Source organism: Photorhabdus hainanensis (genome assembly GCF_018448965.1).
GTDB lineage: Bacteria > Pseudomonadota > Gammaproteobacteria > Enterobacterales > Enterobacteriaceae > Photorhabdus > Photorhabdus akhurstii.
Window position 1 is genome coordinate 49,355 of the sequence record NZ_RCWD01000016.1, and the last position, 23,587, is coordinate 72,941.

Annotated in this window: 20 protein-coding genes, 1 tRNA gene and 3 pseudogenes; 8 read left to right on the forward strand and 16 right to left on the reverse strand. The window is 38.3% G+C overall.

The annotated features are described in order from the left end of the window. Positions 1 to 172: 172 nt before the first annotated feature. Positions 173 to 517 (reverse strand): hypothetical protein, encoded by a 345-nt coding sequence (locus EAE92_RS11725; RefSeq protein WP_246545148.1) that lies wholly within the window; start codon positions 515 to 517, stop codon positions 173 to 175. A 403-nt stretch (positions 518 to 920) separates the two neighbouring features. Here EAE92_RS11725 and EAE92_RS11730 point away from each other — a divergent pair, with 403 nt between their 5' ends. Next, the gene (locus EAE92_RS11730; RefSeq protein WP_214068213.1) at positions 921 to 1,625 is read left to right on the forward strand and encodes a phosphatase PAP2 family protein; all 705 of its coding nucleotides are present in this window, start codon (positions 921 to 923) and stop codon (positions 1,623 to 1,625) included. A 357-nt stretch (positions 1,626 to 1,982) separates the two neighbouring features. Beyond that, positions 1,983 to 2,573: a bifunctional murein DD-endopeptidase/murein LD-carboxypeptidase gene (gene mepS / locus EAE92_RS11735; RefSeq protein WP_046394931.1), complete on the forward strand. Its 591-nt coding sequence runs from the start codon at positions 1,983 to 1,985 to the stop codon at positions 2,571 to 2,573. 61 nt (positions 2,574 to 2,634) lie between these two features. On the opposite strand, the gene EAE92_RS11740 is transcribed toward mepS, so the two are convergent. From EAE92_RS11740 to rsuA, 3 genes are all read right to left on the reverse strand, one after another. Then, positions 2,635 to 2,979: a YejG family protein gene (locus EAE92_RS11740; RefSeq protein WP_046394932.1), complete on the reverse strand. Its 345-nt coding sequence runs from the start codon at positions 2,977 to 2,979 to the stop codon at positions 2,635 to 2,637. A 1,006-nt stretch (positions 2,980 to 3,985) separates the two neighbouring features. Beyond that, the gene (locus EAE92_RS11745) at positions 3,986 to 5,170 is read right to left on the reverse strand and encodes a Bcr/CflA family multidrug efflux MFS transporter (protein WP_214068214.1); all 1,185 of its coding nucleotides are present in this window, start codon (positions 5,168 to 5,170) and stop codon (positions 3,986 to 3,988) included. Positions 5,171 to 5,213: 43 nt separating this feature from the next. After that, entirely contained in the window at positions 5,214 to 5,915 is a 702-nt protein-coding gene (gene rsuA, locus EAE92_RS11750; RefSeq protein WP_214068215.1) for a 16S rRNA pseudouridine(516) synthase RsuA, read from the reverse strand. A 314-nt stretch (positions 5,916 to 6,229) separates the two neighbouring features. On the opposite strand from rsuA, the gene radD reads away from it, so the two are divergent. Both radD and rplY read left to right on the forward strand, forming a co-directional pair. Further along, entirely contained in the window at positions 6,230 to 7,987 is a 1,758-nt protein-coding gene (radD, locus tag EAE92_RS11755; protein WP_214068216.1) for a DNA repair helicase RadD, read from the forward strand. A 160-nt stretch (positions 7,988 to 8,147) separates the two neighbouring features. Then, positions 8,148 to 8,432, forward strand: a complete 285-nt coding sequence (gene rplY, locus EAE92_RS11760) for a 50S ribosomal protein L25 (protein WP_105398219.1) — start codon at positions 8,148 to 8,150, stop codon at positions 8,430 to 8,432. 88 nt (positions 8,433 to 8,520) lie between these two features. Here the strand turns inward: rplY and yejK are convergent, their stop codons facing one another. Next, the gene (gene yejK, locus EAE92_RS11765; protein ID WP_214068217.1) at positions 8,521 to 9,525 is read right to left on the reverse strand and encodes a nucleoid-associated protein YejK; all 1,005 of its coding nucleotides are present in this window, start codon (positions 9,523 to 9,525) and stop codon (positions 8,521 to 8,523) included. A 272-nt stretch (positions 9,526 to 9,797) separates the two neighbouring features. Between yejK and EAE92_RS11770 the strand changes: the two genes are divergently transcribed. The 4 genes and pseudogenes from EAE92_RS11770 to EAE92_RS24565 all read left to right on the forward strand — a co-directional run. After that, the gene (locus tag EAE92_RS11770; protein ID WP_011147091.1) at positions 9,798 to 10,025 is read left to right on the forward strand and encodes a YejL family protein; all 228 of its coding nucleotides are present in this window, start codon (positions 9,798 to 9,800) and stop codon (positions 10,023 to 10,025) included. 31 nt (positions 10,026 to 10,056) lie between these two features. After that, complete coding sequence (gene yejM / locus EAE92_RS11775; protein WP_214068218.1) at positions 10,057 to 11,796, forward strand: LPS biosynthesis-modulating metalloenzyme YejM; 1,740 nt, start codon at positions 10,057 to 10,059, stop codon at positions 11,794 to 11,796. A 75-nt stretch (positions 11,797 to 11,871) separates the two neighbouring features. Continuing rightward, positions 11,872 to 11,948, forward strand: a tRNA-Pro gene (locus EAE92_RS11780). Then, positions 11,904 to 11,996 (forward strand): annotated as a pseudogene (locus EAE92_RS24565) (hypothetical protein); the annotation flags it as partial. The gene EAE92_RS11780 and the pseudogene EAE92_RS24565, both read left to right, overlap by 45 nt. A 39-nt stretch (positions 11,997 to 12,035) precedes the next feature. Here EAE92_RS24565 and EAE92_RS11785 read toward each other — a convergent pair. The 11 genes and pseudogenes from EAE92_RS11785 to EAE92_RS11835 form a co-directional block, all read right to left on the reverse strand. Then, positions 12,036 to 12,659 (reverse strand): tail fiber assembly protein, encoded by a 624-nt coding sequence (locus EAE92_RS11785; protein WP_422616055.1) that lies wholly within the window; start codon positions 12,657 to 12,659, stop codon positions 12,036 to 12,038. 227 nt (positions 12,660 to 12,886) lie between these two features. Next, positions 12,887 to 13,544, reverse strand: a pseudogene (locus EAE92_RS11790) (tail fiber protein); the annotation flags it as partial. A gap of 354 nt (positions 13,545 to 13,898) precedes the next feature. Further along, a pseudogene (locus EAE92_RS11795) lies at positions 13,899 to 14,179 on the reverse strand (helix-turn-helix domain-containing protein). Between the two features lie 225 nt (positions 14,180 to 14,404). Further along, positions 14,405 to 15,064 carry a DUF4431 domain-containing protein gene (locus EAE92_RS11800; RefSeq protein WP_214068219.1) on the reverse strand — a complete coding sequence of 220 codons (660 nt, stop codon included), beginning with the start codon at positions 15,062 to 15,064 and terminating at the stop codon, positions 14,405 to 14,407. A gap of 401 nt (positions 15,065 to 15,465) precedes the next feature. After that, on the reverse strand, positions 15,466 to 15,888 hold the full coding sequence (locus tag EAE92_RS11805; RefSeq protein WP_214068220.1) for a tail fiber assembly protein: 423 nt from the start codon (positions 15,886 to 15,888) through the stop codon (positions 15,466 to 15,468). Positions 15,889 to 15,890: 2 nt separating this feature from the next. Then, a complete protein-coding gene (locus EAE92_RS11810; protein WP_214068221.1) occupies positions 15,891 to 16,478 on the reverse strand; it encodes a gp53-like domain-containing protein in 588 nt (195 codons plus the stop codon). 495 nt (positions 16,479 to 16,973) lie between these two features. Next, positions 16,974 to 17,960 carry a phage tail protein gene (locus EAE92_RS11815; protein WP_214068222.1) on the reverse strand — a complete coding sequence of 329 codons (987 nt, stop codon included), beginning with the start codon at positions 17,958 to 17,960 and terminating at the stop codon, positions 16,974 to 16,976. Positions 17,961 to 18,156: 196 nt separating this feature from the next. Continuing rightward, entirely contained in the window at positions 18,157 to 19,572 is a 1,416-nt protein-coding gene (locus tag EAE92_RS11820; RefSeq protein WP_214068223.1) for a tail fiber assembly protein, read from the reverse strand. Between the two features lie 596 nt (positions 19,573 to 20,168). Next, the gene (locus EAE92_RS11825) at positions 20,169 to 21,653 is read right to left on the reverse strand and encodes a gp53-like domain-containing protein (protein ID WP_214068224.1); all 1,485 of its coding nucleotides are present in this window, start codon (positions 21,651 to 21,653) and stop codon (positions 20,169 to 20,171) included. A 337-nt stretch (positions 21,654 to 21,990) separates the two neighbouring features. After that, positions 21,991 to 22,542, reverse strand: a complete 552-nt coding sequence (locus tag EAE92_RS11830; protein ID WP_214068225.1) for a tail fiber assembly protein — start codon at positions 22,540 to 22,542, stop codon at positions 21,991 to 21,993. A gap of 3 nt (positions 22,543 to 22,545) precedes the next feature. After that, positions 22,546 to 23,520 carry a tail fiber protein gene (locus EAE92_RS11835; protein ID WP_214068226.1) on the reverse strand — a complete coding sequence of 325 codons (975 nt, stop codon included), beginning with the start codon at positions 23,518 to 23,520 and terminating at the stop codon, positions 22,546 to 22,548. Positions 23,521 to 23,587: the final 67 nt, after the last annotated feature.

Below are 23,587 nucleotides of genomic sequence, written 5' to 3' on the forward strand. Positions count from 1 at the left end.
AAACAGGGTAACTCACTTTACCTATTCCATTCATTAAATCAATCACCTACTTTCCCTTTAGCATTTAGAGATAATTTAAATTCTCAAATAAAATACAACATAAATTTGTCCCTCATTCATTTTAGCAATGATAAATAAAATCCTTACTCCTCTTCTAAAATTTTTCTTAACATCAATTATAGAAAATTGTAACAACACCGATTTTATCTTTTCCTTTTATCCATTTAATCTCTGTTACCCCCATTTGGTGTGGTAAATAAAAATAAATATCATTTTGCAAATCGAGCTTTCGTCGTTGGGTAATTTTATGTCCCTTTCGCCAACAAGTAGTGTCAGCCCAGTTATCACGCCAGTCAAAACGACACGGTGATTCAACGATCGCACCTGAAAAGCGAATAATCCCTGTATTTGATGTTGTTTCTGATCCGCTATTGACAAAACCAGGAATCATCAGAAAAAAGCAACCTATCATAACCCGGAACATAGACATAAAACCCTCACCATAAAACAACATCATTCGCTGCGATTTCCAAAAATGAAATCAACCTAGAAATCGTAAAAATTTATGAGTCTATGTATTGGTAACGGCTATTTTCGTTGTTTATTTATGATTTTTAGCGATTAAAGCTGATTAAGATATTTATATCTTCCAATATTAGAATTATCAGAGATAATTATCAATAAATTAAGAATTTACAACCTTAAACACCACAACATCACTCAATAAAAACCCGCAGAATTGGACAGATATAGTTGCCAAAGTAAATAAAAAATGAAGGAAAAAGCACAAAGTAGATAAAAAAACAACAAATTAACTTATGATTAAGAATTGTGACATTATTACTCAATATTTGTTATATTAACCGACATAATTGTAAGTTCAGTTACCACTTATTTTATTTTTAACAAATAGGTCTCCCATGACACGCAGTCACTCATTTACCATATTTATATTGAACCTGTTGGGGATTACTCTGTTTCTCTCTTGGTATTTACCAGAACAGCACGGTTTTTGGTTCAAAATCGACTCTGCAATCTTCTACTTCTTTAATGAGAAATTAATCCCAGGTTCAATATTCACAGAATTTGTAGCATTTGTGAATATCAGGGCTTTCGATGCCATTTCGCTTTTATGTATGGGATTACTATATTACAACGCTTTTCGTAAACAGAATTACGATGGCAAACGCAGATTATTCATGATTGGTTTGGTCATGATAATAAGCGCAGTTATACTTAACCAAATCGGTCATCTACTCCCGGTTATCCGTCCAAGTCCAACATTAACCTTTGATCATATCAATCGTATTAGCGAAATGACCAATCTGGCAACAAAAGATGCATCAGGCGATAGCTTTCCAGGCGATCACGGATTAATGCTCCTGATTTTTAGCTGCTTTATCCTTCGCTATATCTCAGGTGGAGCATTCTGTACCGCATTATTGATCATGGTAATCTTTGCATTACCTCGTATCATGGCAGGAGCGCATTGGTTTACTGATATTGCCGTCGGCTCTTTATCACTGGTGCTAATCGGAACAAGTTGGCTACTATTAACACCATTAAGTGATATCATGATTAACTGGCTGGATAAGAATCTGCCACAAATTGGTCGCCCAATTTAAGATCTTTCCCTTAAACTCTTTTTACCGAATAATATTGGGGAGATATTTAACCTTCCCAATAGCTCATAAAACCCACATAAATAACATAAATTAGCAACATCCCTGATCTCTCCTACTTAGAAATCTAATTTTTTGTAAATTATGTCATTAAATACTCGCCTTTTCCTGATTGTTTCTGTACTCTCGGTCTGAATGACATTTATTGTAAATATCGTTATAAAACGTGGCATCAGGCGCGTTTTTCCACCAAGCGCGTTGTTTACTCATTGTTTTTTCTAACACCAGGCTTCGAAGCGTTTGATATTTTTCAATAATAGCGACCAACTAAGGTAAGGATAGCAAGGGAAAACAAAAATAATGGTCAAGTCTCAACCGGCTCTGAGATACATTACGCGGCTGATACCCGCGCTGTTCGTAGCGATCACTTTATCCGCGTGCAGCTCGCCAGATTCATCAAGGTTTCGTAACACACAAACTGATACGCATGCAGTAAACGGTAAGAACGGCTTCTTACTTCAAGCGTCTCAGGATGAATTCGAAGCGCTTGTTCGTAATCTGGACATAAAATCTAAAATTCTTAGCCAATACAATGGCTGGAAGGGCGTTGCCTATCGACTCGGTGGCGATACAAAACGCGGTATAGATTGTTCTGCCTTTGTTCAACGTACTTTCCGTGATCAGTTTGGTATGGAACTGCCACGTTCAACATTTGAACAACAAAATATTGGCAAAAAAATCGACCGCTCAAAGCTGCGCCCTGGCGATTTAGTTTTATTTAAGACAGGTACCCGTACCAGGCATATTGGCATCTATGTTGGCAATGACCAATTCGTCCATGCTTCTACCAGCAATGGTGTCGTCGTTTCCAAGTTAAGCAGCACATACTGGAGCAAACGTTATTACGGCGGTCGCCGAGTCATCAGTAATAACCTAGTGCCTAACGGCTAAAAATTTTTCCCTTGCCTACAAAAAAGCGCTTCCATCAAAGGAAGCGCTTTTCGCGTTTATATCAGAATGGATAAAGCGCAGTTATCTTTTCAGCAATGGCAGCGCCAAGTGTCTTCAAACGACACATAACCGCACTTTCATCTTCACTATTAATAAATAAGCACGGTTGACCTTCCAACTCAATCACAGTGCTTCCAATTTGCATATCAACAAGTGATTGCTGCAATTTTTGCATAACGTTCCACGCAGCCCCGTCCTCGTGGCTGAGTAATTTCAACCCCATCAGGCTGCTCTCTGCATTCACTTCATCAACCGGAAGCGGCTCAACTTTGATACCCACAAAACCGGGTGACCACCTGTAACTTTGCGGCAGCCGATGTACTACCGAAAGCTGAATATTATTCACGAATCATTCCTACCTGAAAGAACATAGATACAAAAGTTAAAGTTAGCGGCTATCTTCAGGTGTTCTACTCGCCAAAACCGAATAACTAACCCCCAAAAAAGGTAAACGAAAAGTTAAATTTGTGTTTATAGTATTACATTAATTCCAAATTTCACCTTAGAAAAAGTGAGATCAATCTCTCATTTCTCATATATTTATACTTTTTTTAAAGAAAACTCAACTAATTTTTATGCAAAAACCCAACTTTATGTTTAATGATTGTTTACATATTTTATTTTTTCAACTCAACACTTTAACATAAAAATCAAATAAGAACTGTAAAAACAAATAGATAACAATGTGTTTTATAAGGTATAATTAACGACAACCTAATAATAACGCCATTTAATATTTGTTAATTTAACAAAAATACAACAAAGACTTATAATTACCATCAATGCATCAACAACAACTTATTCTCATGGCAGAACATTTCGGAATTTCCTTACAGTCAAAAGTTAGCCTGTTAGCCCAACGGGAATACAAAAATCAACAAAACACAACAGCAATAATAAAAAAACAATGAAACAACAATAGTTTCGCCTCGCCATAAATAGATCAGCACCACTATTTATAGCTATTAAGCACAACCAATTTTCAATTCCCCGAAATATTCAGGAAAAATACTCTCTTTAATAAAATTATCGTTTTTAATGATAATTCCAGTGATACAGAAAATGCTACTGATACCACAAACTTATTATAGTCTCATTGCCTAATGGTAAATATTAAAATAACAAAAATATCATAACAATATAATTTAATTTATCATCTTCAATAAATTAAACCTTACTCCTATCAATCAAGAATATATCAATGAAAGAAGATATACATTTTAGAATAAAATGGTTACTCAATAATCTCTCATAAAATTATAACCGTAAAATATCATCAAAAATATTTTTCGCTTACAATAATTTTCTTTTTAAAGAAAAGGCTGCACATGAAAACAGCCTTCTGTTTTTATTTACCGACTCTTTTTTGTATACATAATAAACAGCACAGCTAAAATAACAGATAAAACCATAGAGCCAACCATTGGCCAAGCATTTTGGGCTGGCAACATGGCAAGTAATGCACCAACCAAGGCACTAATACCATAACGAATTGTACCCGCAAATGAAGACACCGTTCCGGCCATATGTGGGTAATCATCTAAAACCACCGCCATGACATTAGATGTAATCATAGAAATACCACATATATAAGCTGCAACACCGATGACCAAAGCAATAAAGCCAAAATCGAGTGTGGTAGACAGTAACAACCAGATCCCCATCACAAACTGCACACTCAAACCAAAATACATCATCTTCAACGCACCAAAACGTCGGACATAGCGACTATTTATTGTCGTCATTACAAACATAAATGCAATATTAAGCGCAAAGTAATAACCAAAGTGCTGAGGAGAAACACCATTTAACTCAATATAAACAAACGGCCCTGCACTGAGAAAAGAAAACATTCCCGCAAATGAAAAACTGCTGGCAAGAATATAGCAAAATACACGGCGCTGGCGAAATAACATAATAAACTGATTTACAGTTGTACGAAGATGAAATTTTTGTCTTTTCTCTCTTGGCAAAGTCTCTCTGATAAAGAAAGCAACGAGGAATACGGTAATAACAGCAGTTACCGCAATACTCCAGAAAATAGCATGCCATGTGAACCAAATCATTATCATGCCACCAAGAATTGGAGCAATTAATGGAGCAACAGTCATTACCAATATTACAAAAGACATGCTGCGCGAGAATTCATCTTTGGTGAACAAATCTCGCATTAGCGCATTAATGACAACCCCTGCGGCGGCGGCGGAGAAGCCATGTAAAAAGCGCATATAAATAAAATCATCGATATTCTGAACCATTGCGCATGCAGCCGAAGCTAGAGCAAATACAGCAACCCCACCCAGAATAACCGGCTTACGCCCCAAACTGTCAGCCATTGGACCATATACCATCTGACCGATAGCAAAACCAAGAATATAACTGCTCAGCGTCATCTGAACCTGCCCGCTATCTACACCGAAATCTTCGGCGACAGTCGGTAAACTCGGTAAATACATATCAATGGCAAGAGGCATTAACATAGAAAGCAGACCAAGAATTAAAATCAGTCCTAAATAGGACGATCGTTGTTGTCGCACGTATATTGCTCCAATAATTTAAAATAATTAACTAAAACTAGAATTAAGGAACATTGACACTAACAATTTCTTGCTTAGTCAATGGCCGATATTCTCCTGGCTCCAATTCAGGATCTAAAATGATTTCGCCGATTCGCTCACGATGAAGCGCTATTACCCGATTACCTACCGCTGCAAACATACGTTTTACCTGATGATAACGCCCTTCACTAATCGTCAAACGGACAACTTGAGGTTCCAGAATTTCCAGTTGGGCGGGTTTTGTCAGTGTCTTTTCACCATTAAGTTGAACACCTGCAAGAAATTTATCTGCCGTCTCTGCTGCAACCGGGCATTCAAGTGTAACTAGATATGTTTTTTCACAATGATGTTTCGGGGAAGTAATGCGATGAGACCATTGACCATCATCGGTTAGCAAAACCAAACCGGTGGTATCCATATCCAGCCTACCAGCCGTATGTAATTTATGCGCAGCCGATTCATCAATAAAATAGAGAACCGTCGGATTTATCGGATCATCAGTGGAACAGACATACCCTTGTGGTTTATTTAGCATAAAATAACGAAGCCCTTGCTGCTGTTCCAATAACGAACCATCAAACATGACCTGTTGCTCTGGAGTTAATTTATAAGCTCCGGTTTTTATAATCTCATCATCAACAGTGATACGCCCTGCACGCAGCTCCCGTCCTACGTCATTCCGACTGATACCAAGCTGTTGTGACAAAAATTTATCCAATCGCATGGATGAAGACACCTGTATTAATTAATTTAAAAATGAACATGATTCACTACTATTTTGGCACTACCTCGGCACTACAACACAATGCTACCAAACAATGCCGCCAAACAGCGCCGCCAAAAAGAAGATGTGAAATTAACCCAAAAGATTTGAAAGCTAATCATAACCATGTTTACTATAAACAACAATTATCTATTTGTTATAACCAGTTATAGTTTCTCTCAATCAGATAATTATCTTACCTTGACTTCCGCCCACAGCAAATTAATAAGAAAAATGTTACTCTTTTACGAATATTTTTCTGTTACGGAACGATCATGACTTTTACTTTACGTCCCTATCAGCAAGAAGCCGTGGATGCCACTGTTAATCACTTCCGGCGCCAGCATGAACCCGCAGTCATTGTATTACCAACGGGAGCAGGTAAAAGCCTGGTTATTGCTGAACTGGCAAAATTAGCGCGTGGGAAAGTATTAGTATTAGCTCATGTAAAAGAATTAGTTGCACAGAACTACAGCAAATATTGCGCATACGGTTTACCCGCAGATATTTTTTCCGCCGGATTGCAGCAAAAACAAAGCGCAGGAAAAGTGGTGTTTGGTAGTGTTCAATCTGTCGCCCGTAATCTTGAGCATTTTGATAATCAATTCTCGTTGCTGATAATTGATGAATGTCACCGCATTAGCGATGATGAAAACAGCCAGTATCAACAAATTATTCTTCACCTTCGGCAAAATAACCCTCAACTACGTATTCTTGGCTTAACAGCAACACCTTACAGACTGGCTATCGGCTGGATATATCAATATCACTATCACGGAATGATCCGTGGTGATGAAAACTGTTTTTTCCGTGATTGTATATATGAATTGCCCCTGCGTTATATGATTAAACACGGTTTCCTGGTCCCCCCAAAGCGGCTAGATATGCCGGTTATGCAATATGATTTCAGCCAAGTTCGCTCCAGTCAGCAAGGTATTTTCAATGAAACTGATTTAAATCACGAAATCAAACGACAAAAACGCATCACACCTCATATTATAAAACAAATCATTGAATATTCCGCTGATCGCAAAGGCGTTATGCTTTTTGCGGCAACTGTCGAACATGCCAAAGAGATTTTTCAATTACTCCCTTCCGGCCAGGCCGCATTAGTCAGTGCCGATACATCAGCCGCTGATCGCGATCTGTTCATCGAAGCCTTTAAAACTCAGCAATTGCGCTATATGGTTAACGTCGCCGTATTGACAACCGGATTTGATGCTCCCCATGTTGATCTGATAGCCATTCTGCGTCCTACTGAATCCGTCAGTCTATATCAGCAAATTATCGGTCGTGGTTTACGATTATTCCCCGGCAAAAAAGATTGCCTGATTCTCGATTACGCAGGAAATCCTCACGATCTCTACACACCAGAAGTTGGCGGCAATAAACCGGATAAACAGAGCCAACCGGTTCAAGTATTCTGCCCTATCTGCAACTTCGCCAATATATTTTGGGGAAAATGCACCTCCGACGGTGAAATTATTGAACACTTCGGCCGCCGCTGTCAGGGTTGGGAACAGGATCAATACGGCAAACGCCGTCAATGTGAGTTCCGTTTTCGTTTTAAACTTTGCCCTCATTGCGGTGCAGAAAATGATATCGCCGCACGGCATTGCCACAGTTGCCAAGAAGTGCTGGTTGATCCCGACGATATGCTGAAAGCCGCATTGAAACTCAAAGACGCACTAGTGCTGCGTTGTGGTGGTATGCAGCTCATCCCTGAAATTGACAGTAAAGGAGAATGGCTGAAAATCATCTATTACGATGAAGATGGTGCTGACGTTGCCGAACGTTTTCGGTTGACAACCCCTGCCCAACGACGGCTCTTTGAGTACCAATTTCTTCGTCAACATCAGCGTGCTCCGGCTATACCTTTTAACTGGAAAACCGCCTCAGATATCGTTCACCAGCAACCTCTATTGCGTCATCCAGATTTTGTTGTCGCTCGTAAAAAAGGTCGATTCTGGCAGATTCGTGAAAAAATCTTTGATTACCAAGGGCGTTTTCGACGGGCAGACGAATTATATTAATAGGTTCCGATTGACCTATTCTATTTGCTGTAACCGCCATTTTTCGCTAGAATGCCGCCCGCTTGACACTTTGCTACTATATTAAATGTTAAGCCAAATCTCGAACCTGCTGCTGGGTCGCCTGTAGCAGGATTTATTTTCTTCTTAAAGAGAAAAAACAATGTTTACTATTAATGCAGAAGTACGTAAAGAGCAGGGCAAAGGTGCGAGCCGCCGCCTGCGTAGAGCTAACAAGTTTCCAGCTATCGTATACGGTGGCAACCAAGAGCCAATTTCTATTGAACTGGATCACGATCAGGTTATCAATATGGAACACAAAGCTGAATTTTATAGCGAAGTTCTGACCCTGGTTATCGACGGTAAAGAGACTAAAGTTAAAGTGCAGGCTGTACAGCGCCATCCGTTTAAACCAAAACTGGCACACATTGACTTCCTGCGTGCTTAATTAGCCATAGCCGAGCTTTTCGGGACGCCGAGTAAATAACGCCGCAAATGCGGCGTTATTTATTTTTCGGCCTCAATGGCCACCACTCTTAATGACCGCCACTACGGCGCTGTAACTGGTCACGTAAATTTGGCGGCGTACCTTTAATGGTTAAAGTATCCGTTGCCGGATCCCAGAAAATTCTTTCACCAAATAACATCGCATCAAAATTGATTGTTAATCCGCCACCACTACCGGCAAATTTAGTTAGCTGACGCAACGTACTGCGATCTGCCGGAAAACTCTCTTCCAGTTCATATCCCTGCTGCTGAGAAAACTGCTGGAAATTCTGCTCTCCAAACGCGGGTAATGCCTGAGACAGCTCCTTAATTTCGATTTCCTCTCCCGCCTGCAATTGCTCATTACAATAGCTGTATACTTGCTGGCGATACTCCTGACGCTCATTCTTATCAAGCTGACCTGATTCACAATAATCATCAACTGCTTGTAACAAGCCTTTATTCTGAACTTTCGCATTCATACCTTCACTGGCGGCAAGAAAATCCATAAAGAAATCTGAAACTTTACGCCCTACCCGGCCTTTCAGGAATGTTAAATAACGGCTTGATTCAGGATTAGTTTCCCACTCCGTCAAATCTATACGAGCAACAATATCAGCGTGAGGAATATCCAGATAATGCGTAGTATTTAAATCCAGATTATCGTTAACCGACATACTGTTACAACTATTAAGCACAGCAATCAATAAATACTCTACCGCCAGATAGCGATACTGACAAAACAGGACCGTTCCTCCCTCGGCAAACGGATATTTCGCCAGTTCATCCCTCAGACGTGCTGTTGCCGCACGACTAAACCCAAGAAAATCTTCATCACCTTTACGCTGATGCCTGAGCGCTTCTGCCAATTCACTCTCTTCATTAAATAAACCGTAAGCTTTACTTTTTGCGCTGTATACCCGGTGTAATTCAGCCATCATATCTTCCACCACTTGATCGGTGGCGAGTAAAGAATCACGCAACACGACATCTAATGTCTGTTCATCACGCTTGATTAATTGATGCAAGGCAATCTGATCTATTTGCAGACTCATTCTTTCTACTCCTTTCGCGGCTGACTTCATGCGTTTTTAAACACGCATTCAAACACCGATAACACACGACTGCAATAAAAAACCCCGAAAGAAAACAACGTTTCGTCATCTGCCATCAACTATAATTTACTGGCAGATATCAAAAAATTGCTAAAAATAGGTTATTACTGCAACATAATCTTAACCGTGAATTAATTTGCCACAAAAGAGCGGAAAATCACGCATCTATACGGTAAGATAATGTGCTTTGTTAGTTCAGGAAGTTTAAATCTATGCCACAGTCATCTCGTTACAGTGACGAACACGTTGAACGCTTATTAACAGAACTAGTTAGTGTTCTGGAAAGAAACCGTACGCCGACAGACCTTTCTTTAATGGTACTGGGCAATATGGTAACAAACTTAATCAATACGAGTATATCTCCTGCACAGCGCAGACATATTGCTGACTCGTTTGCACACGCGCTTAAATCTTCGGTAAACGAAGATAAAGCCCATTAATTTTTAACTAAGACGACAATGTAAACAAAATATGGTAACTAGCCGTCAGCGTTATCGTGAAAAAGTTTCCCAAATGATTAGCTGGGGGCATTGGTTTGCCCTATTTAATATTCTGTTCAGTCTTGGATTAGGTAGTCGCTACCTGTTTGTTTCTGACTGGCCGAGCTCACTGTTCGGCCGAGTCTATGCTCTGGCGAGTTGGCTTGGGCACTTTAGTTTTATTGTTTTTGCCGCTTATTTGCTGATCCTGTTTCCACTGACATTTATTGTCATGTCACAGCGCCTGCTAAGGTTTCTTTCAGCCATTTTCGCCACAGCCGGGCTGACGCTGTTAATATTCGACATTGCCATATACAACCGTTTCCATCTTCACCTCACACCTTTAGTGTGGGATTTAGTGATCAATCCTGATCAAGGGGAACTCGCGCGAGAATGGCAACTCATGTTCATCTGTATTCCAGTTATTTTTCTGATACAGATGTTATTTGGCACCTGGAGTTGGCAGAAACTACGCAGCCTGAATCGGCAACGGTTTGGTAAACCACTGGCTGCCGTCCTTATTTCGGCTTTTTTAGCTTCCCATTTGATATATATCTGGGCTGACGCTAACTTTTATCGTCCGATTACCATGCAACGTTCTAACCTGCCGCTCTCCTATCCAATGACAGCGCGTAAATTTCTTGAAAAACATGGTTTGCTCGATCAACAAGAATATCAGCGCCGTCTTATGCAACAGGGTGATCCTGCCGCGCTGACAGTGGAATATCCACTTAATGATCTGACTTATCAGGATCAAGGAAGCGGATACAACCTATTAATACTGGTCGTTGATAGGCTGGATAATAGAGATATCGCAGAGAATATGCCTGCGCTCTCTCATTTCAGAGAAACCAACATTCAGTTCAATCAACATTTCAGTACCGGGATTCAAAATGATACTGCCCTATTCGGGTTGTTTTATGGCATTTCTTCTGGTTATCTGGATGGAATATTGGCTGGACGTAAATCATCAGCCCTGATTAATGCCCTGACTCATCGGGGATATCAATTCGGCCTATTCTCTTCTGTAGGGTTTGATACTCCGCTTTATCGTCATGCATTACTTTCCGACTATTCATTGCCTACCGAGGTTAACCAAAGCAATCAAATCACGGTGGAACAATGGCAACAATGGCTAACTTTACCCAATAATAATGCTCCGTGGTTCTCCTTCTTGAGGATGAACGGGCTAGATAAAGCTGACAACCAAGGTAATAGAGCGGCGCTGGACGCTCAAATTAACACCGTACTAGAGACACTAAAAAACAAAAACGCACTGAACAATACTGTCATTGTTATTACCGCTGAACATAGCGAAATCGCCGCCACACATCCACCTAGATGGATAAACAATGGCAGATTTAATCGTGCTCAGATGCATGTTCCACTGCTGATTCATTGGCCAGGAACACCACCACAGACAATTAATAAACTGACAAGCCATCAGGACATTATGACAACATTAATGCAGCGTTTGTTGCATGTCAGCAATACTCCTGCTGATTATTCTCAAGGCCAAGATCTATTCGCGGCACAGCGTGATAATCCGTGGGTGATTACCGGTGATGATGGTTCCCTAATCATTACAACCAGCGAAAATACCCTGTTCCTGGATAAAAATGGTGACTATCGCCTATATGACCTGGAAGGCAACGAAATCAAAGATGCTAAACCTAATCTGGCGCAACTGTTACAGATACTAACCGAGGTTAAACATTTTATAGCTAATTAAATGCTTAAAAATCAATCGGTCACAAAATTCAGCTCTTGCTTTTAGATAAAAAATCAGTACTATAATAGGAATTATCGGCATGTAGCGCAGCTTGGTAGCGCACCGTCATGGGGTGTCGGGGGTCGGAGGTTCAAATCCTCTCATGCCGACCAAATTTCCCTAGAAAAACCAACCTGTTAGGGTTGGTTTTTTTATGGCTGTGGCTTAGTTGGTGTAAAACTCCTCTTACCCAACTTCATTCATTTGGGCATCTCCGGCCACTCAATATCAGGCGTTTGTAAAATATCTACACGAGCGAGTAATACTCTGTATCTTTTCCACTCCTGCAAAGCGGCTTTTTCTGCTTCGGTAGCAATTTCTAAATCAACCGAGTCTTGTAACAATGAGAGTGTTTCATTTGCCTGTCTTAACAGTTCTGCTTTCTTCCGTTTTGCTTCCTCAATCTGATGGGATTTGAGAAGGTCTTTATCAATCATCCACTCTTTACCATCCCATCTATCGTAATCGGTATCAGGCTTCTTAAATGTCAGAATTTCCGGTAGCTCACCCAATTCAATAATTTCTAGTTGTGCGCGAGTTTGCTTGTTATAAGCTATTTTCCCTCTGTGGTCAGGGACTATTTCCCAATGACTTTCGTCCTCACTGCGACGCACAGCTACATTATTAGTATCGGAAAAATCTGGTGCATCAAGGTAAGAACGCGCTGATAAACCTACACCTTCTGCGACATACTCAAAATTAGTTCCAGCAAATTCTCTCGAATAAGGATTAACATGATAAACTTTGATCCAGCCAGCCTGAGTTGCTAATCCATCTTCACCTAATATGGCTGTTTCCGAATCTAAGATATATTCCTGTGTCACTATTATTCCCGCCTTTACGACGTAGTTAAATGCGATATTGCGAGGTCTTGACACTCCTATATAATCCTTATGCCCTTCCGCGAGATGGGTCTTTTCAATCCATTTAATTCTTGTCGAAATATTGCTACTTTCGGGAACATCCCACTTCAATTTTTCACGATCATTGAGTGAGAAGGTAACAATATTATCACCAGTAACACTAACTTCCTGTACCAAATAAGACCCTTCTTGCCATGATAATAATGCCCGAGACGGATCTACTCCTCTTCCATAATCCCAACCCCGGATAAATTCTCCCCTTAGATCGGGTAATCTACCGTCAGGATAAACTTCCGCCAACCTCGGGTACTGTAATTTATTGAAAAATGCACCATTACAAGAGAGATAGCCGATAGGTGGATAAGGCAACGGCCACGGAATAGGTGAACCAACAGGAATTTCATTGGCTGTTTTAATCCGGTTATTTATCTCTTCGCGAGTATACTCACGTAATGAATTTATTACTTCCTGAACAAGCTTCTGTGTAACCACTAATGTATCGCTATTGCCAATCACATTTGTAAGCTGAACAACACCTTTTTGTGTTAATGAAGCGCTAGGAATGTCTGTTGTAATTTTTTGTTCTAATGCTTTATTTAATTGTGCGGTTAGTTTGGCTATGTTCCCATCATCCAGAACATCATTGTCAGATCGTGCCGCGATAAAATCAGCCACGGCAGATGATACCGTTGACACTTGACGTAATACCTTATTTAACAAGTGAGTTGGAACATTATCTGATGAAAATCCAGTCTGCAAACTCTGATTTACTTCATATTTTTCTTGACTGACTACATTAGCATTATCACTAATAGAAAAAGCTTTAAAATCATTCTTCTGACTCATGTACTTTCTCCTTAAATTAAATAACATTCTTTTATAATCAATATATTAAATTATTGTAAAAATAAACCCCTTGCAACTCACACCAATTAAAGTCTAGTTCAGAAAAATAGTTGCTATACCCGTTATCTTTCAAGTTGCCTCTTTGTTGGCTGCACTCTCTCACCCCGGTCACATCGTTATCTATGCTCCCGGGGATTCGCTCCCTTACCGTCGCTATCCATCTTGAAATCCATTGGGTATATATCAAACATGCTGACCTCAAAAACAAAAAAGCCGGCACTAAGCGGCAGCATAGTGGATTTTAAGTAAAAAAGCCTCGCTGAAACGAGGCTGAGGAATTTCCATGCGCTCTATTTACATAAATAACGCCTTTAAAACATGAACCGGATCTTTCTCTATTGCTTTCAACAAGGCTTTTGCGGTTCACGCCTTCCTTGCTCCCAGTTCCGCAGGGTTCCAACATTAACAGAAATTAACTTAGCAAAACCAGTTTGACTTAAACCGGTTGCCTGACGAATATTCTTTACTTTTACTGCTTCAACGTGAGTTTCACGAGAGGCAACACGTTCGCCATTAATAACTTCGTTCATCTGTGTCATGCTTTCAGTTAGCCTGGAAAATAATTTACTATCCATTGTTCCCCCCTCCCCCTCATTTAGTGCTCTCAAGACTTTCTTTATCTGATTCACTAAGGTCATCCTTGATACCTTAGAATCTAATATCTTTTGACTGGCTACGGTTCCATTTTCGAATATCATTAGGACTCAATAACAAGCCAGACATCATCGAATTGTAATAGCTTCCGGTCTTACGAATTACCAGCAGTACTTCACCAATTATCCACTGCTATTACTTCCAAATTATTTAGCCGCTTCAATTCGTTGGGTTTCGAGCATTATCGGTGTATGGTGATGTCCAGTAACCGCATACATAATGGTTCCGGTTACTTTCACGCGGTGCCCAATAAGGCTTCGATACACGGTATAAAACTCATCCTCAACCACCAGTTGCATCAGACTTCGATCCCCCCATTCTGGTGCCCCTGTAGCGCATTTTATCGCCTTATCCGGTTGCAACACCCAATAAGTCTCAGGGCTATCCCCGTTTTCCACGCTTTCGTAATTTGGTGGGCCGGGATAGGTAATCCTTAACAATGTGCCATCAAGAGTAATTTTTTGCCTTTCTTTATAACAGTTCTCTGTTGCTTTATCTGCGGCAATTTTTCTGTACATTTCCGATGACCGTTTATACCAGTCTTGAATACATTCAACTGCCACGCATTTTTCGCGAAGTTCCCAATTCTGTTTTACCAGAGCCTTAAAGTCCGCATCGTTGTTGGTGGCCAGTTTGGCCTGAAGGTAATTAATATATAGGTTGTCATCAGCTTGGGATAATGCCGGGGTCGAGCAAATTAACTTTTCAGCTTTACTGGTAGCTTTTGCGCAATCAAAGCTCGCACCGAATGATAGGAATGACACACCACACAGTATTAATGCCAAAAAACCTATTAGTGTTCTCATACACTACTCCTATTGGTGATTTTTCAGCATTATTTTAAATACATTAAAGATAAAATCACAACCTGAATTTTTTCTAACTTACAATTCTTTCCTCTGGAGGCTAATTGTATTTTCGACTCTTGATTTCCTCAAAATCATCTGGAAAGAATCTACCCGATGCTACACGACTGTGAATAATATGGGCACATCTATTTATTCCCTCATACGGAATTGGATAAGTTCTTCAAGCATCACTAATTTGATATTGAGATTAAAAAATCTGAGCTCTGTTAAATACAGAACTCAGACTTTAATAGCAGCTTGATTTAAAACATCCAGTGTATGCTGATCTCAGGTTAGATTTGTTAACCAATGTTAACAAAACCATTATAAGAATGGCCTGTTTATTCAAGCTACTTTCGTTATTTTGGCTGTTCCGGCCATTCAATACCAGGAGCCTGTGAAATATCAATCCTGTTCAGCATTACTCTATATTTCTTCCATCCCAATAGAGCCGCCTCCTCTTCTTTAGTCGCAATCCCTAAGTCGACAGCATCTTGTAATGGCGCCATCTGCTGGCTGGCCTCCATAATAAATTGTTGTTTTTTACTTTCAACATACTGCTGCAACTCTTCTTTTGTTGGCGGAGGAATATCAGCCCATTCTGGTAAACCATTCTGACCTGCTATACGATACTTTCCTTCTGGCGCATTATTTGCAGCGTATTCTTGATAAATATCAATACTAACCTCAATAATATCATCGGGCAATGAACCAGAAGCAATATAATTCTGTTCTAATTCTACAGGGTAAAATGCATTTGTCTTTGCACTATAAAAATACATAATTAATATCCTATCGCTACATATCTCACAAAATTACTTGCTAACTGGTATGCAGAATTTCTGCATGTCACAATAAATTGACTTGCAGAAACAGGTAAAGCAGCGACTCCAGCGCCAAAATTTTCAAACTCAGAATATGTTGCAACGATCTGGAAACAAGCATTAGGGAATGGAATCGGGAAGTATCTGTAATCATTTATAGACCCACAGCCGTTTGCCTGACCCCACTGGATAATTATTCCAGTATCACCACATTTCCACCAACCGTTGACAACTTTGTTAGCCGTATTCACATTAAGATTACAACACTTGGCAATTTTTTTGTCTAATACGCTTTTGAACTGTGCGGTGATTTTAGTTACATTGCCATCATCCAAAACATCAGTGCCAGATTCTGTCGCAATAAAGTCAGCTACAGCAGATGATATGGTTGATGCTTGACGTAATATCTTATTTAAGATGTGATTAGGAATATACTGATTGTCTGGAAAACCAACCAGCAAATTCGGGTATGTTTCATAGTCTTGTTGACTAGGTACATTAGCATTACTACTGATAGCAAAAGATTTAAATTCATTTTTGGCACTCATATACATCTCCTTAAATTAAATGACATTATTTCATAATAAACATATTGAACTATCACTAAAGATGATTTCTCACAATTCATATCGATAATAGTCTAGTTTAGAAAAACAATAATGAAATATTTTTATAACTAAAAGGAGTAACTATTTTTATATAATTGCCAACAATAAATAATCCGATATACTGCAATCAAAAACATCCCTAAAATCATTATATTCAACATTCTTAATTATTATTTTTCATATCTTTATTTTTCCTGAAATTATTTTATCTTTAAATCAAGAATATAATTTTACAATATTTTAATTATAGCAACAAAAAATGTCCTGAATAAAAATCCTATTTATTCAGGCCCGTTAACAGAGATTTTTCTTTATAACTTTCCATATTATTAATATATAGCCAAAATCCATATTTAAATTCTGGCTATATTCTTAGGATATTCATCAAAGGATTACGGCATCAGACAATCTAATAAATAATTACCAAACTATACCTTATACACCTAAATAAATTACCGGTATCATACTAATATTTATCGGGCGGTTTTCTTCTGCCGTTGGTACTACCCTTGATGCATCAAAAGTGGCATGTGAGAATTTTGCATATTCATCAGGAGCGTTCTTCCTCGCAAGGCTATTTTTAGAACTCGCATTAACACCATAAAATACTCCGCTGGCACGAGCAATAAGCCCATCATTCCACAATCCCACATCACCTGTAATATTTCTAATTGCATCTCCTTGTATCACACCAGGCGTCAACCCAGCACGCACAAATACCCCTCGTCCATCAACAAACAGATTAGGGAGATTGATTTTATCACCATCCAATTTAATTCCCCATGCCGCCTTATATGCATCAGATAAATTATTTAATGCTCTACCAATAGCAGAATCAATTGGGTAAACAGCACCATTCGCAATATATTCTCCTTTAGCTAAATCTGATGCTGGATGTGCAGATAAATAGATATCACCCGGTCGTTTAGCGCCAACATCAATCGCGGAAAGTGTAATATCCTCAGTCAACTCCTTCCCGTTGACTCTCCGATTATTAGGTACTCTGCCATTAATATTTTCAAGTAATGAATTAACTATTACCTTAACCAGCTTTTGCGTCACCGCCAATGTATCACTATCACCAATCACATCGGTAAGTTGCACAATACCTTTTTGTGTTAATGAAGCATTAGGAATTCCTGTTATCGCTTTCTGTTCTAAAGCTTTATTTAACTGTGCGGTGAGTTTAGTTACATTACCATCATCTAAAACATCCTCACCAGATTGTGTCGCAATAAAATCAGCTACAACCGATGTTATTGCTGATGTTTGGCGAAATATCTTATTTAACATGTGATTATCAATATACTGCCGGTCTGGAAACCCACGCGGCAAATTCGGATCTGTTTCATAGAGTTGTTGACTAACCACATTAGCGCCATTACCAATAGCAAAAGCTTTAAAATCATTTTTCATACTCATATCTCCCCATTATATTATTTTACAATTAGTATATTAATTCATTACGTAGACGATTTACCTAAATTCACGCCTATTAGACTCCAATTTCCTATTGCAAATTTTCCATTTCAAGTTCCAAATTGAATCTTTCAGTATCTTATCCCCGACATCAAAAAAATCATTATATGAATGATCTATTTATTCAGACTATTTTTTATTATTTCGGCTGTTCCGGCCACTCAACATCAGGGGCCAATGAAATATCAACTTTGCTCAACATTACCCTATATTTCTTCCATTCCAGTAGAACTGCTTTTTCTGCTTCAGTGGCAATGCCTAAATCAACAGCGTCTTGTAGTGGAGCGACAAAATTATTAATTTTAACCAATAACTGAGACTTCTCATGTTCTGCTTGCTGTATTAATTCTTCTTTAGTAGCAACATAAGTATTATCAGATTCTACTGCCGTATTCTCCCCAACAGCCTTGTCAGAAGGTTTATTCAACGAGTTATATTCTTGCGCCCAAGGCGTCCACGGACTATCGTGGAATTGGCTACGCGTATATACCCGACTACTGTTATAAACAAAATAACGTTGAATAACCCCAGCCGCTTTCAATACAATAAGCGACCCCGCGAACGGCTCAGGGTAGTTCGCGCCATTTTTGGCATGAGCATTATACTCTTGATAATAAATTCCTGGTGTTTTATAGCTATTTAAATCCGCGTTATCACCTAAATTAATCGACTGCCCAGCGAAGATATCTTGAGAAGTAATATTGATATCCGCAGCTAAAGCTTTTCCATTAATTTTTCGTAGTCCTGTGATATATCTAGAGTCAGACTCTGCTTTTGCATATGCTCCAACCTCTCCGGCAGTAGGTCTATTCAATGTATTATATTCTCTCGTCCAAGGCGTCCACGGGCTTTCATGAAACTGACTACGTGTATATACCCGACTACTGTTATAGACAAAATAACGTTGAATAACCCCGGCCGCTTTCAATACAACCAGCGAACCCGCGAACTGCTCAGGGTAATTATTACCATTTTTGGCATGAGCATTATACTCTTGATAATAAATCCCCGGTGTTTTGTAATTATCTAAATTCGCATTGTCGCCTAAACTATGTGCCTGCCCAGCAAGGATATCCTGAGAAGTAATATTAATATCCTCAGTTAATATTTTCCCGTTAATTTTTCGGGTGTTTGGTATTCTGGTATTAATATTTTCACGCAATGAATTTATTATTTCCTGAACCAACTTTTGCGTAACCGCCAATGTATCACTATTACCCACTACATCGGTAAGCTGAACAACACCTTTTCGTGTTAATGAGGCATTTGGAACTTCTGTTGCAATTTTTTGTTCTAAGGCCCTATTTAGCTGATCGGTAAGTTTAGCTATATTACCATCATCCAAAATATCATTTCCGGATTGTGTCGCGATAAAATTAGCTATCACAGATGATATTGTTGACGATTGGCGTAATACCTTATTTAACAGATTAACAGGAATATTATCTGCTGAAAATCCAGTCTGCAAGCTCTGGTTTTCTTCATACTTTACTTGACTCACTACATTAGCATTATCACTAACAGAAAAAGCCTTAAAATCATTTTTGGCACTCATATACAATCCTCAAATTGAATAATATTATTTACAATAAACACTTTTAATTATTGCAAAAACAACCTCTCTTAATTTACGCCAGCAATAGTCTAGTTCATAAAAACAATAACAAAACATTCTTATAAATCAGGATATTAACTATTTTTATATAATTTAAAAAACGAAAATTAAATTTCACAAATTTATTCTAATCTTTATTCTACATTTTTCTATCTAACTTTCTTGTTTTAAGTTATAAACTGAATTTTTCAGCACATTATATAAAAAGATCTGATTTTAACTCTAAATTTTACATATTAAATTATTTCAAAAACAAACTAATTTTATGATTAAAATCTAAAATTCTGATTAAAATATCTGATCACTTAAAGTCAGCATTATTTTACCTAGAGAGATTTTAATATATTGGGAATCTAACAGCAGAACGGAAAGAATATATTGGCGATGATAATAACTATCGGATTAAAGAAAAATTAAAAAGCCTGACTTCGTTAAATACAGAATTCAGACTTTAATATCCAATTAATTTAAACCGCTAAAGTTTTTAGAAATAATGCAAAAATAAAAACACTTATTTTTATATTGTAAATTATATATCAATATCCTACTGCAAACCAAAACGCAGAGTTTTCAGTCTCATATGCCCAATAACTAAATCCTGTCACAGACAATTGTCTTGCTACAACATTATATGATGATTTCAGATCAGATTTATCACCCAATGTCAACGAAACATTTACACAAGCATTAGGAAACTGGATAGGAAAATTAACCGGTGTATCATATGCTGCCCAGTTCACGATCCCCCACTGATAAATCACCCCGGTTTCCCCACATTTCCACCAACCATTCACTGATTTCAACGCTGTATTTTTATTTCCTTTAGCATTAACCAGATTATCTACTTCTGCTTTTGTATACCCGCTAATCACCCTGTCCGCAGGTTTATTCAATGTATTATATTCCTGCGCCCAAGGAGTCCACGGATTATCATGGAATTGGCTACGTGTATATACCCGGCTGCTGTTATAAACAAAATAACGTTGAATGATTCCAGCCGCTTTCAACACAATAAGCGAACCAGAAAGCGGTTCAGGATAATTGACGCCATTTTTAGCATGAGCATTATAATCCTGATAATAAATCCCCGGTGTTTTACAGTAATCCAAATTTACATTATCACCTAAACTAATCGCCTGCCCACTCAAAATATCCTGAGAAGTAATAGTGACATCCGTAGCTAAAGATTTTCCATTCACCTTGCGAATTCCCGCAATATATCGAGAATCAGATTCTATTTTTGTATATGCGCCAATATCCTCAGCAGTAGGTTTATTCAGCGTATTATATTCTCTCGTCCAAGGCGTCCACGGATTATCATGAAACTGACTACGTGTATATACTCGACTACTATTATAGACAAAATAACGTTGAACGGTCCCTGCCGATTTCAATACAACAAGAGCACCGGCGAGAAACTCAGGATAATTAAGGCCATTTTTAGCATGAGCATCATACTCTTGATGATAAATTCCCGGTGTTTTGTAGCTATTCAAATCTGCCTTATCACCTAAACTAATCGCCTGACCACCCAAAATATCCTGAGAAGTAATAGTGATATCCTCAGACAATGCTTTCCCGTTAATCTTTCGAGTGTTGTGCACCTTGGCATTAATACTCTCACGCAATGAATTTACTATTTCCTGAGCAAGCTTTTGTGTAGCAGCTAATGTGTCACTATCGCCCAATACATTAGTAAGCTGAACAATACCTTTTTGTGTTAATGAAGCATTGGGAACTTCTGTTGTGATTTTTTGTTTTAATGCCTTATTTAATTGCTCAGCAAGTTTAGCTACATCGCCATCATCCAGAATATCACTGCCAGATTGTGTCGCAATAAAATTAGCCACGACAGACGCTATTGTTGACGATTGACGTAATACTTTGTTTAGCAGATTACTAGTAATATTATCTGGCGTAAATCCAGTCTGCAAACTCTGATCTTGCTCATATTTATCTTGACTCACTATATTAGCATCATTACTAATAGAAAAAGCCTTAAAATCATTCTTGGTACTCATATACACCCCTTAGATTAAATATTATTATCTATATATTTAATTATTATTAAAGCAAGCCATCATAATTTACGGCAGCCATAGTTTAATTCATAAAAATAATAATAAAATGTTCTTCTAACTTAGAAGAATAATTATTTTTATATCATTGGCAACAAGAAGAAAACCAACAAGTTTCAACTAGAAATATATTCAAGCCATTCATATTCAACATCTAAAACATTTCACCTTGTCATTACTTATTTTTATATCTCATATCCCAGACTGAATTTTTCAATATTATAACTACAATACAAATAAAACTACTGTACAAATGGCCTGTTCATTCAGGCCATTTTAGTTACTTTGGCTGTTCCGGCCATTCTATATTGGAAGCCAATGAAGTATCTATCCTGCTCAGCATTACTCTGTATTTCTTCCATGCTAATAAAGCATCTTTTTCAGTTTCTGTAGCAATATCTAAATCAACAGCATCTTGCAGTGGTGTTATTTTCTTACTTACAGTGAGTAAAAGTTGTTGTTTCTTATTTTCAGCATCGTTAATTACGACTTGCTGAATATCATTTTTCCATTCTTCTTCATCATCTTTCGAAATTGACCATTCTCCATTCCACTTATGATATTGCGACGGCCTTGGTTGTTCTGTAAAACCATCAGGAATAATGATTTCTCTATTTTCCTGTGATTGCCCTGATTCAATATCATAAATCGTGATTCCTTTTTTATTTTCAACGAGCACCCATTGTCCTGACTTTTCACACGGCCAAAATCCATCTTTAAATAATGGTTGTATTCGCAAAGCATTCACTGGAGGTTCACTACCCGGATTAGCATCAATTGATCCAATAAATGGCCGATGCAGTTTAGTATTATCAAAATAATAATTTATCATTCCTTATACTCCCAAATAAATTATAGGTATCATACTGACGTTTAGTGGACGGTTTTCATCTGCCGTTGGTACCACTTGTGATGCATCAAAAGTTGCATATGAATAATTTAAATATCCATCAAATCTTCCTACCTGGGCGCTTGTTCTAAGGTCATTACCAACACCTCCAAATGCTCCGCCGACATTAGAAAAGAGTCCTTGATTCCACCATCCCAATCTACCTGTAATATTTCTAATCGCATCTTCCTGTATCACACCAGGTCTCATGCCGGCGCGCATAAATACCCCCCGCCCATAAAAAAACAGATCCGGCAGATTGATTTTATCTTTATTCGGCCCGATTCCCCAATGAGCCTTATATGAGGCTGATAATTTATTCAATGCCCTTCCAACAGCTGAGTCAACCGTATAAACATCTCCATTCGCAATATATTCTCCTTTAGCCAAATCAGGATGTGCAGACAAATAGATATCACCCGGCCTTTTAGCGCCAACATCAATTACTGAAATATCAATATCTCCGGATAACGTCTTTCCATTGATTTTCAGGCTATTAGGTACTCTATTATTAATCTTTTCAAGTAATGAGTTGACTATTTCCTGAACCAGCTTTTGTGTCACTACTAATGTATCACTATCGCCAACTACATTGGTAAGTTGAACAATACCTTTTTGCGTTAATGAAGCACGAGGAATTACTATTGTGATTTTTTGTTCTAAAGCTCTATTTAATTGTGCGGTAAGTTTAGCTATATCACCGTCATCCAGAATATCCACGTTAGATTGTATTGAGACAAAATTCGCTATAACAGATGCTATGGTTGACGATTGACGTAATACCTTATTTAGTAAATGAGTTGAGATGTTATCTGGTAAAAATCCAGTCTGTAAATTCTGACTTTCTTCATATCTTTCCTGACTCACTAGATTAGCACTATTACCAATAGAAAAAGCTTTAAAATCATTCTTGGGATTCATATACCCTCCTTAAATTAGACAATATTATTTTATAATTAATATATAGAATCATTGTAAAAATTATTTG